The organism is Nocardia carnea (genome assembly GCF_029869215.1).
GTDB lineage: Bacteria > Actinomycetota > Actinomycetes > Mycobacteriales > Mycobacteriaceae > Nocardia > Nocardia carnea_B.
Genome location: NZ_JARWPM010000077.1, coordinates 36,987 through 46,909 on the forward strand (window position 1 = coordinate 36,987; position 9,923 = coordinate 46,909).

The 9,923-nt window shown below is 68.5% G+C and carries 11 protein-coding genes; 3 read left to right on the forward strand and 8 right to left on the reverse strand.

The annotated features are described in order from the left end of the window. Positions 1-10: 10 nt before the first annotated feature. On the reverse strand, positions 11-838 hold the full coding sequence (locus tag QH276_RS04010; RefSeq protein ID WP_280399196.1) for a sigma factor-like helix-turn-helix DNA-binding protein: 828 nt from the start codon (positions 836-838) through the stop codon (positions 11-13). 188 nt (positions 839-1,026) lie between these two features. Between QH276_RS04010 and QH276_RS04015 the strand changes: the two genes are divergently transcribed. Continuing rightward, positions 1,027-1,203, forward strand: a complete 177-nt coding sequence (locus QH276_RS04015) for a hypothetical protein (RefSeq protein ID WP_280399195.1) — start codon at positions 1,027-1,029, stop codon at positions 1,201-1,203. Positions 1,204-1,219: 16 nt separating this feature from the next. Next, entirely contained in the window at positions 1,220-1,687 is a 468-nt protein-coding gene (locus QH276_RS04020) for a hypothetical protein (RefSeq protein ID WP_280399194.1), read from the forward strand. Positions 1,688-1,882: 195 nt separating this feature from the next. Here QH276_RS04020 and QH276_RS04025 read toward each other — a convergent pair whose 3' ends face one another. The 5 genes from QH276_RS04025 to QH276_RS04045 form a co-directional block, all read right to left on the reverse strand. Beyond that, positions 1,883-3,043, reverse strand: coding sequence for an acyl-CoA dehydrogenase (locus QH276_RS04025; RefSeq protein WP_280399193.1), 1,161 nt, complete (start codon positions 3,041-3,043; stop codon positions 1,883-1,885). Positions 3,044-3,157: 114 nt separating this feature from the next. Continuing rightward, complete coding sequence (locus QH276_RS04030) at positions 3,158-3,862, reverse strand: TetR family transcriptional regulator (protein WP_280399192.1); 705 nt, start codon at positions 3,860-3,862, stop codon at positions 3,158-3,160. Positions 3,863-3,895: 33 nt separating this feature from the next. Further along, positions 3,896-5,146, reverse strand: a complete 1,251-nt coding sequence (locus QH276_RS04035) for a hypothetical protein (protein ID WP_280399191.1) — start codon at positions 5,144-5,146, stop codon at positions 3,896-3,898. 130 nt (positions 5,147-5,276) lie between these two features. Next, a complete protein-coding gene (gene purE, locus QH276_RS04040; RefSeq protein ID WP_280399190.1) occupies positions 5,277-5,804 on the reverse strand; it encodes a 5-(carboxyamino)imidazole ribonucleotide mutase in 528 nt (175 codons plus the stop codon). After that, entirely contained in the window at positions 5,797-6,969 is a 1,173-nt protein-coding gene (locus QH276_RS04045; RefSeq protein ID WP_432278637.1) for a 5-(carboxyamino)imidazole ribonucleotide synthase, read from the reverse strand. Before QH276_RS04045 ends, purE begins: the two co-directional genes overlap by 8 nt. 87 nt (positions 6,970-7,056) lie before the next feature. Between QH276_RS04045 and QH276_RS04050 the strand changes: the two genes are divergently transcribed. Continuing rightward, positions 7,057-7,608, forward strand: coding sequence for a GtrA family protein (locus QH276_RS04050; protein ID WP_280399188.1), 552 nt, complete (start codon positions 7,057-7,059; stop codon positions 7,606-7,608). Positions 7,609-7,820: 212 nt separating this feature from the next. Here QH276_RS04050 and QH276_RS04055 read toward each other — a convergent pair whose 3' ends face one another. Both QH276_RS04055 and QH276_RS04060 read right to left on the reverse strand, forming a co-directional pair. Further along, positions 7,821-9,131: a sensor histidine kinase gene (locus QH276_RS04055; RefSeq protein ID WP_280399187.1), complete on the reverse strand. Its 1,311-nt coding sequence runs from the start codon at positions 9,129-9,131 to the stop codon at positions 7,821-7,823. Position 9,132: 1 nt separating this feature from the next. Beyond that, the gene (locus QH276_RS04060; protein WP_030522487.1) at positions 9,133-9,810 is read right to left on the reverse strand and encodes a response regulator transcription factor; all 678 of its coding nucleotides are present in this window, start codon (positions 9,808-9,810) and stop codon (positions 9,133-9,135) included. Between the last annotated feature and the right edge of the window lie 113 nt (positions 9,811-9,923).

Below are 9,923 nucleotides of genomic sequence, written 5' to 3' on the forward strand. Positions count from 1 at the left end.
GTGCCCGGGTTCACTCCCGTTTCGTGAACGGCCCGGCGACAGCGCGACTCCCGGTGACCGCCCCCTCGGAGTCGATATCGCATTCGATGACCGCGCTGGTCGACCGGGCCGACGGTTCGTAGAGCTCGGAAACGTTGCCGTCCAGCCAATGCGCGACACCGTGCGATCCGGCGCTCGTCACACCCGCGATCTGCACGATTACGCGACCCTCTTCTTCGCGACGGCCGAGGAACCCGATATCGGTCGTCGCGCCGGCGGCACCGGGCGAGGTGTACCGCTGCCCCGTGGCCTTGTCGACCAAACACCATTCACCGTTGATCTTTTCGAGGCTCAGCGCTTCGTCGTCGGCCAGCAGGTCCCGCGCCAGCGGGGCCGCGCCGGGTTCGCAGATCACCACCGCGTCGCCGGGCGGTACCTCGTCGGAATCGGGGTCGATTTCGAATCGCGAAGACACCAGCGAAAGCCGGGCCAGCACCTGCTCGACGAGCTTCTGGGCCGCTCGGTCGTTGGCTTCGTCGGCGGGGCCGGATCGGCCCTCCCCGGCCGCATCTCGGCGGGGCACTCCGATCGCGACCGGGCCGACGCCGAAGAAGGCGCGTTCGGCCGGGGGCGCACCCGATTTGATCTGACTGATCCGGCCCTTGGTGATGCCGAGTAGTTCCGCTATTTCCGTATAGCTCAGGCCATTCCGGTGCGCTTCTTCGATCGCTTCCTTGCGCAGCCGCGCCAGCTCGGCGGCCCGCTGCTGGTACAGCGTGATCAGTTCGGTCGCCCGCCGGCCACGCCGTATCGGATCCGGCTCGGAACGGACCTGCTCGAACTCGCCTGCGCCACCCACGCTCTGAGTCTAGAGAGCGCCGCTTGACCGCATCAGCCGGTAGACGTAACATCCTCGTTTATCCCCCCTAAATGTTCTGCGATTCTCTTCTGACCCACAGGTTTAGGAAGCATAAATCAGCACTCGATCGCCCGCGTACCCATTCCGGTACGCGGGCTCCGGCGAACCACGAAATACGAGGTCAACCGATGAACCACGATCGTCCCCGCCTGCCCTCCCGACCCGCCACCAACCGCGCCATGGCCGCGACGCTGCGCCTGTGGCACCTCGGTGAATGCTGCGACCCGGTGATCCAGGCCCGCGTCGCCGCGGGCCTACGCGAACTACCCCCGCCCTCCCCCGGCACCGGCCCCGGAACCCACTGAGCGCGGAGGACAGCCGATGACACACCGGCGCGAACGAGTCTGCCACTGCGCGAACGAGCCCTGGATCCACCGCGGAATGCTCTTTCCCACCGCCGTTCCCGGGCGTTACCGCTGCCCGGAAACGCTGCACTGCCTACACGGCACCACCCTGCAGCACGGGCGCATCGCCGACCACTGGCGCAACGTACCCGGCGAATGCCCCTGGGTCGGAACGAAAGTCACCGAGTATCCACGCTGCACCTGCGGCCGGGGCCCGTGGATAAAACTGCGCCACCTACGCCTGTTCCTCCGTAAGAACCTCACCGGCCCGGTGGTCTCCCTCTCCTGCCCAGGCCTGTGTCCCGGCCCCCACGTCGCCGTCCACGACCACCACATCTGCGATCACCCCCGCGACCACCACACCACTTGCCCGTGGTCCGGCACCAGAATCGCCCCGATCGGCACCGCCCCACCCCTGTTCGTCCCGAACCCGCCCGCGCCGTGAATCATTCGGCCGAACGAGCCGCAGCGGAGTCGGCGTTTCCCTTCGGCGGGCGGGGAGTCACCGAGCGGATGACGTCCTTCACCCCCCCAGGTGGCATTCGGCGAGAAGCCCGCCCGGCCCGGCATGGAGCCGTGGCCGGGCGGCCGCCCGAGCGGGCATCCCGGGCCGCCGTCCGAACGCCACGATCCGGAAGAACTATCCCTTGAGCAGGGCGCGGGACATGACGACCCGCTGGATCTGGTTGGTGCCCTCGTAGATCTGGGTGATCTTGGCGTCGCGCATCATCCGTTCCACCGGGAAATCGGTGGTGTAGCCGGCGCCGCCGAACAGCTGGACCGCATTCGTGGTGACCTCCATCGCCACATCGGAGGCGAAGCATTTGGCGGCGGCGGAGATGAAGCCCAGGTTCTTCTCGCCGCGTTCGGCGCGCGCGGCGGAGGTGTAGACCATCAGCCGGGCGGCTTCGATCTTCATCGCCATATCGGCCAGCATGAACTGGGTGTTCTGGAAATCGGCGATCGGCTTGCCGAACTGTTTGCGGTCCTTGGTGTAGGCCAGGGCCGCGTCCAGAGCGCCCTGCGCCAGGCCGACGGCCTGTGCGCCGATGGTGGGGCGGGTGTGGTCGAGGGTCTGCAGGGCGGTTTTGAAACCGGTGCCGGGTTCGCCGATGATGCGGTCACCGGGGATGCGGCAGTTCTCGAAGTACAGTTCGGCGGTCGGGGAGCCCTTGATGCCGAGCTTGTGCTCGAGCGGGCCCACCACGAAGCCCTCGTCGTCCTTGTGCACCAGGAAGGCGGAGATCCCGTTGGCGCCCTTGTCGGGGTCGGTGACGGCCATCACCGTGTACCAGGACGACTTGCCGCCGTTGGTGATCCAGCATTTGGACCCGTTGAGGATCCAGTCGTCACCCTCCTGCCGGGCGCGGGTACGCATCCCGGCCGCGTCGGACCCGGCTTCCCGCTCGGACAGCGCGTACGACGCCATCTCGCCGTTGACGATATCGGGCAGCACCTTCTGCTTGAGCTCTTCGGAGCCGTTGAGGATCATGCCCATGGTGCCGAGTTTGTTCACGGCCGGGATGAGCGAGGACGACCCGCACACCCGGGCGACTTCCTCGATGACGATGCACGTGGCCACCGAATCGGCACCCTGCCCGCCGTAGGCCTCGGGAACGTGCACCGCGTTGAAACCGGCGGCATTCAGTGCCGCCAGTGCCTCTTCCGGGAAGCGCGCATGCTCGTCGACGTCCTTGGCGTGCGGAGCGATTTCCTTTTCACACAGGGCGCGGATGGCCGCACGCAGCTCGTCGTGGAAATCCTCGAGTTTGAACAGATCGAAATCCGGGTTTCCCGCCATGGGTTTCACTCCTGGTTGCCGGTGCGGTGCCACTCATCGGCACTCGGTGTCAGATCTTCTGTCACTATACCGCCTGCATGCCGGGCAGGGCGGCCAGGTTGATGGCACTCAGTGTCACTCAGCGGCCGTCTCTGCCAAACTACCCAGCCGGTCGTGCAGCAGTTCGGCGACATGCCGGGCGGGCAGATCGCGGCGGAAGACGGCGAGCACCAGCTCCTCCGCGCCGTTCATGCGACGATCACCGCGCGGAATCGCGCTCAGTTCGGCCCGCAGATCGGCGGGCCCGGCCGCCGACTCCCCCCGCACCATCCGCCGCAGCAGGTAATTGTGGGTGGCGGTTACCGCCGCCGTGAACTGCACCCGCGCCAGATCCGAGGAATCCGGCAGCCGCTCGCGCAGGTAGTCGGTGAACAAACGCTCGTAGCGGAACACCGTCACGATCTCGCGATCGCGTAGCGCCGGGACCCGGCGCACCACGTGGTATCGGCGTTCGGCGATATCGCGCCACCGCGTGAACCGCTCGAAAACCTGGACCGCCGCCTCGCAAACCGCCTCCCACGGGTCGCCGTGCGACTGCTGCAGGAATTCCTGGGCCGCGAGCAACTGGGCCTCGTGATCGGCGAAGATCACGTCCTCTTTGGACCGGAACTGCCGGAAGAACGTGCGTCGCGAGATACCCGCCGCCTCGGCGATCTCGTCGACCGAGGTCGCTTCATATCCCTGCTCGGCGAACAAACGCAGAGCCTCGTCCACCACACCCAGCCGGAATCGGACGAGCTCGGCCCCACCTGCCCGGCGCACGGTTTCCTCGTTCTCCATAGCGCCACCGTATCGAGCGGCGGAACCGATCCGTCAGAGCCGTCGCTCGCCGGCCACGCGGACCGCCGCGCCGCTGAACAGCAGGTCGGGGTCACGGCGCGGTTCCGGCGCGGCCGCCACCAGGCGCGCCTCCGGCAGCAGCGTCCGCAACTGGTGCAGGAAGACCTCGACGGCAAGGGTCGCCGACTGCTTACCGGGACAGATATGCGCACCGAACCCGAAGGTCAACGGCATCTTGCCGGGACTCCGCAAACTCAGGCAGTCCGGGAACGCCGCGGGGTCGCGGTTCGCGGCGGCGAACATCACCAACACCGGTCCCGCCGGCAGCTCGGTTCCGCCGGCGAGGGTGACCGGGCGCAGCACCCGGCGCTTCCAGGCGACCAGACCCGGATCCAGTTGCAGGATCTTGGCGGCCACGTGCCCGGCGGTATCCGGATCGGCCAACAGCTCCCACCAGGCACGGCCGGGATCGCTCAGCAGCCGCTGGACACCCTGCTGAATACTGCCGCTGACGGTGTGCACTCCGGCCGCCAGGGAATTCGCCACCGCGGAAATCGCCACCCGGCGGGGGACCCCGGCGTCCCGCAGCCGGGTCGCGAAACCGACGCTGCCGCTGCGCAAATTGTGATCGACAGCCCGGCCGCTCACCGTGAACAGCTGCCCCAGCGCCGCCACGGCGCCGGACAGCTCGCGCCCGCGCATCCGCCGGCCGAGCAACCCGGACTGGGCGCCGCTCCATACCGCGACCCGCTGCCATTCCCGTTCCGGAAGGCCCACCGCGGACCCGGTCACCCGGGTGGCATAGGCGATCGACAGCGCGGTGACATCCAACTCGGTTGTCCCGGTGTTTATTTCGCGGAGCGCGGCGTGGAAGTGTTCCGTCATGGCCGCCGCATGCCGGGGACGGTCCGCGGCCGGGATCCGGAAATGACCGGCCGGTCCGGCCATGGTGTCCCAGACCTGTTTGTGCAAACGCCGATCGGTCAGATCCGCGGTCGCCTTCGCGGGCAACGGCAACAGATGCCGCACCAGATGCGGGATCGCCCCCGCGGTGGCCGCGATCCGCGGGTATCCCACCAGGGGCTCCAGGGCGTTCGCCGGGGTGATCGCCGGTGACGCGGCCTCGAGCACCTCGCGGACATCGTCGTACTTCCAGATCATCCGCAACCCGGAAGCATGGCGGTAGGTCCGCCCCGGCCAGTCGTGCAGCCGCAGGTATCGCTCATCCCGCTCGGCGAAGGACAATTCGTTCGCGGTCACCGTCGCGAAAGGGAACTCCGCCACCGACACCCACCTGACACACCGTCCGATACAACAGCCGGATCGTAGGCCACGCGACCGGCGGGCGCGCGCCGGCAGCGAAAGACTCAGCTCAGCACGTATTTCGCGACGCCGCGTCAGTGGCCACGAGGTCTCAGCCGAGAAGACGTTTGCGCAGTGCTTCGTCCTTTTCCAGGACCATCGCTTCCAGGCCGGCCTGGAACTGTTCCATGCGCGCACGCAGGGCCGGATCCGCGGCACCGAGGATGCGCGCGGCGAGCAGCCCCGCGTTCCGGGCGCCACCGATCGACACCGTCGCCACCGGCACCCCGGCCGGCATCTGCACGATCGACAGCAGCGAATCCATTCCGTCGAGATACTTCAGCGGCACGGGAACACCGATCACCGGCAGTGGCGTCGCCGACGCCACCATGCCCGGCAGGTGGGCGGCGCCGCCGGCTCCCGCGATGAGGACCTTCAGGCCCCGGCCCGCGGCGTCGCGGGCGTAGTCGAGCATGCGCTGCGGGGTGCGGTGCGCGGACACCACGCCGACCTCGAACCGGATGCCGAATTCCGCCAGCGCCTCGGCGGCGGCCTCCATGGTGGGCCAGTCGGAATCACTGCCCATGATCAACCCGACCGCGGGCGCACCCGCGATACCGTCCGTCACCACGTCACTCATGCGGATCCCATCCGTCGGTCCAGACCGCGTGCGACATCCAGTGCGCCGCACGCTCGGCGCGTTCGCGGACCACGGCCACGTCGTCGCCCAGTATGTTCACATGCCCGATCTTGCGGTCCGGGCGTTCCCCTTTGCCGTACAGGTGCACCTTGGCGTCCGGCATCCGGGCGAACAGATGATGCAACCGCTCGTCCATCGACATCGCCGGCGCCTCGGGCGCACCGAGGATATTCGCCATCACGGTGACCGGAGCCAGCGGGCTGGTATCGCCGAGCGGGTAGTCGAGCACCGCGCGCAGATGCTGTTCGAACTGCCCGGTCCGCGCGCCGTCCATCCCCCAGTGACCGGAGTTGTGCGGGCGCATGGCCAGCTCGTTGATCAGGATCTCACCGGCCTCGGTTTCGAACAGTTCTACCGCCATCGCCCCGACCACGCCGAGATCGCGGGCCAATCGCAGGGCGAGCTCCTCGGCCTCGGCGGCCAGTTCCTCGGACAGGTCCGGCGCCGGCGCGATCACCACGGCGCATTGGCCACGGCGCTGCACGGTTTCCACCACCGGCCAGGTCGCCGCCTGACCGTAGGGCGAGCGGGCCACCATCGCCGACAGTTCCCGTTTCAGCGGCACCCGGACCTCGGCCAGCAGCTGCACGCCGGCGCCGAGCTGTTCGGTGGCGATCTTCGCCGCCTCCTCCGCGTCGGCGGGCATCCACACCCCGCGCCCGTCGTACCCGCCGCGAATCGCCTTCAGCACGATGGGCCAGCCGTGCTCGTCGCCGAAACGCACCGCGTCGGCCTCGGACTCGACCGCGGTGAACGCCGGTACCGGCAGGCCGCGCGCCGACAGCTCGGTGCGCATGGCCAGTTTGTCCTGGGCGAAGCGCAGCGCCTGCGGGGGCGGGAGCACATTCACGCCCTCGGCGACCAGCGTCTCCAAGTGTTCGGTGGGCACGTGTTCGTGGTCGAAGGTCAGCGCGTGTGAGCCGGTGGCGGCGCGGCGCAGCGCGTCCAGGTCGGTATGGCTGCCCAGCACCACATCGGGGCTGACCTGGGCGGCCGGATCGCCTGGGCGTTCGGCGAGCACCCGGAGCCGCTGCCCCAGTTCGATGGCCGCCTGATGCGTCATCCGCGCCAACTGGCCACCGCCGACCATCGTGACGGTCGGCATCGCCGCGGAATCGAATCTACGAGCGTTCACGTCGGTCAATACTGTCACGTCCTGCGCGAACGACTGCTAGCGGTATGCTCTGGCCTTGTGTCATTCGTCGACGACGTGGTGCGCGTCCTACCGCAGCCCCTGCAGGATATTGCCTTCCGGCAACGCGAACTGATCAAGTTCGCCATCGTCGGGGCGACCACGTTCGTGATCGACAGTGGCATCTTCTACATCCTGAAGTGGACCGTTCTGGAGGAGAAGCCGGTCACGGCCAAGATCATCGCCGGTGTCATCGCCGTGATCGCCTCCTACATCCTCAACCGCGAATGGTCGTTCAAGAACCGGGGCGGGCGTGAACGGCATCACGAGGCGCTGTTGTTCTTCGCCGTCAGCGGGGTGGGCGTGGTGCTCAGCATGCTCCCGCTCTACATCTCCCGCTACGCCTTCCAGCTGCACCAGCCGACGGTCAGCTTCATGGTGGAGAACATCGCCGACTTCATCAGCGCCTACATCATCGGCAACCTGCTGCAGATGGCCTTCCGGTTCTGGGCGATGCGGCGCTGGGTCTTCCCGGACGAGGTCGACCAGATGCTGGAACAGCTCGAGGACTACGTGGAAGAGGAACACCACCGGCGCCCGCTCGGCCGCTGACTTCCCCAAGCCGCCCTCACCGCCGAAGCCACCGGTAACTCGGCCGCTGATTTCCGGCGTCGCGCGGGCCTCCGATACGACACTCACCGGCGCCTCCCCAGGTGTGAACGCCGCATTCTTCCGTGTCCCGGGCTCTACGACGTCCCGCCGGTTGATACCGTGCCGCATCCATTCGGCCCGGCGACGACACGCCGGCTGTGGACCGAGTGTCCTCACCGCGGTTCGCCGACCCGCCGATTCTCCATCCGCGCCGCCACCGGTTTGCCGAGGAATACCGCGAACAAGGCCGGCCGTCGGCGCTGTAGCTCCAGTCGGCCACCGTCGGCCTCGATCAATGCGCGGGCCAGGGCCAATCCCACCCCGGTCGACCCGGCGCCCGAGAAACCGCGGTCGAAGATATGCGGCGCGAGTTCGTCGCTGACTCCGTCGCCCTCGTCGGCCACCTGCACGCAGACCAGCGGCTCACGGTCCTGCCCCGGGCGCACCGTACGCACCGACACCGTGCAGGTCCCGCCGCCGTGCATCAAGGCGTTGTCCACCAGCACCGTCACCGCCTCCCGCAACCGCGAACCGGTGGTCGGGGCACGCAGCGATCCATCCCCGGTCAGCGTCAGCGTGCGGCCCGCTTCACGGAACGGCGGCGTCCATTCGGCGACGACGCCGCGGAGTTCGTCCATCACCGGCACCGGATCGCGGTCGGTGGCGTCCTCGTCACGGGAGGCCCGGACCAGATCGTCGATGGCCTCGGTCAGCCGGTCGACCTGGGCCATCGCTTCCTCCGCCTCGTGCACGACAGCCGGGTCGGTATGCGCGGACAGTTCGTCCAGCCGTAACCGGACCGCCGTGAGCCGGCTGCGCAGCTGATGCGAGACATCGGCCACCAGCGCATGTTCCCGTTGCAACCGCCCGGCGATCTCCACGGTCGCCGCATCGAGCACATCGGAGACCCGGTCCAGTTCGGCGATACCGTGCCGCCGCGGATCCGGACGGAAATCCCCCATGGTGAGCCGCGCGGCTCGGGCCGCCACATCGCGGATCGGATCGGCGACGCGGCGCGCGGTGACGATGGCGACGGTGATCGCCGCCCCCAGCGAAACCGCCACCGCCAGCCCCACGCCCGCCACCGCCTGCCGCTGCCGGGCCTTCATCGGGGTGGCCGGCACCTCGAGCCGCAGGGAACCCTCGGTGCCCATCGACAGGGATTCCACGAGCGGATCCTCGACGCCGACAGCCCCGATCTCCACCTTCGCGGCGTTGTCCTCGGGGGCGGGATACACGATCGTCAACCGACCGCCCTCCGGGACGAGCGGTTGAACGGTGCGCAGATCGAGCCCGCCCCGCACCACCCCGGTACCGCGTTCCTGGCCGATGATATCGGTGGAGATCTGTTCCAACCGGCCGCGAAGATCATTACGGGTGATGTCCTCGACCCACAGCCACGCCGTATAGGTCAGCGGTACGCCGAGCACGACCGTGGTCAGCATCAGCACGGTCAGCATCGACCGCAGGATCCGGCGCCGCACGTCAGTCGGTGTTCAACCGGAAACCGACACCGCGCACGGTGACGATCCGCCGCTCCGCCATCGGGCCCTCGTCCCCGATCTTGCGGCGCAACCAGGACATATGCATATCCAGGGTCTTGGAACCGCGTAACTCCGCATCGCCCCACACCTCGCGCAGGATCGTCTCCCGCGGCACCACCTGACCGGCCCGGTCGATCAGCACCTTGAGCAGTTCGTACTCCTTGTTCGCCAGCCCCACTTCCACCCCGTTCACCAGCACCCGGCGCGCCGCCGGTTCCAGCCGGATCCCGCCCACCTCCACGGTGTCGTCACCGATCCCGCTGCGCCGCAGCAGCGCCCGCACCCGGGCCAGCAGTTCGGCCAGCCGGAAAGGTTTGCCCACGTAATCGTCGGCACCGGCATCTAGGCCGACCACGAAATCCACCTCGTCGGTGCGGGCGGTGAGCATCAGCACCGCCATCTCGGCGCCGCGGGCGCGGACCTGCCGGCAGACCTCCAAACCGTCCATACCGGGCAGCCCGAGATCGAGAATCAGCAGGTCATGATGACCTTCCAGCGCCCGGTCCAGCACCGCGGGACCGAAACTCTCCACGGTCACCGAATAGCCCTCGCGGCCCAGCGCCCGCGACAGGGGCGCCGCGATGGCCTCGTCGTCTTCGCCCAGCAATACCGCGGTCATGCGACCAGATTACGGTCCGGGACGCCGGTACCCGCGCCGGGCCCCGCGCCGCGGAGGAAAAACCCCCCCCCCCCCCCCCCCCCCAACACCGATGGGTGAACAAAGGCAGCACC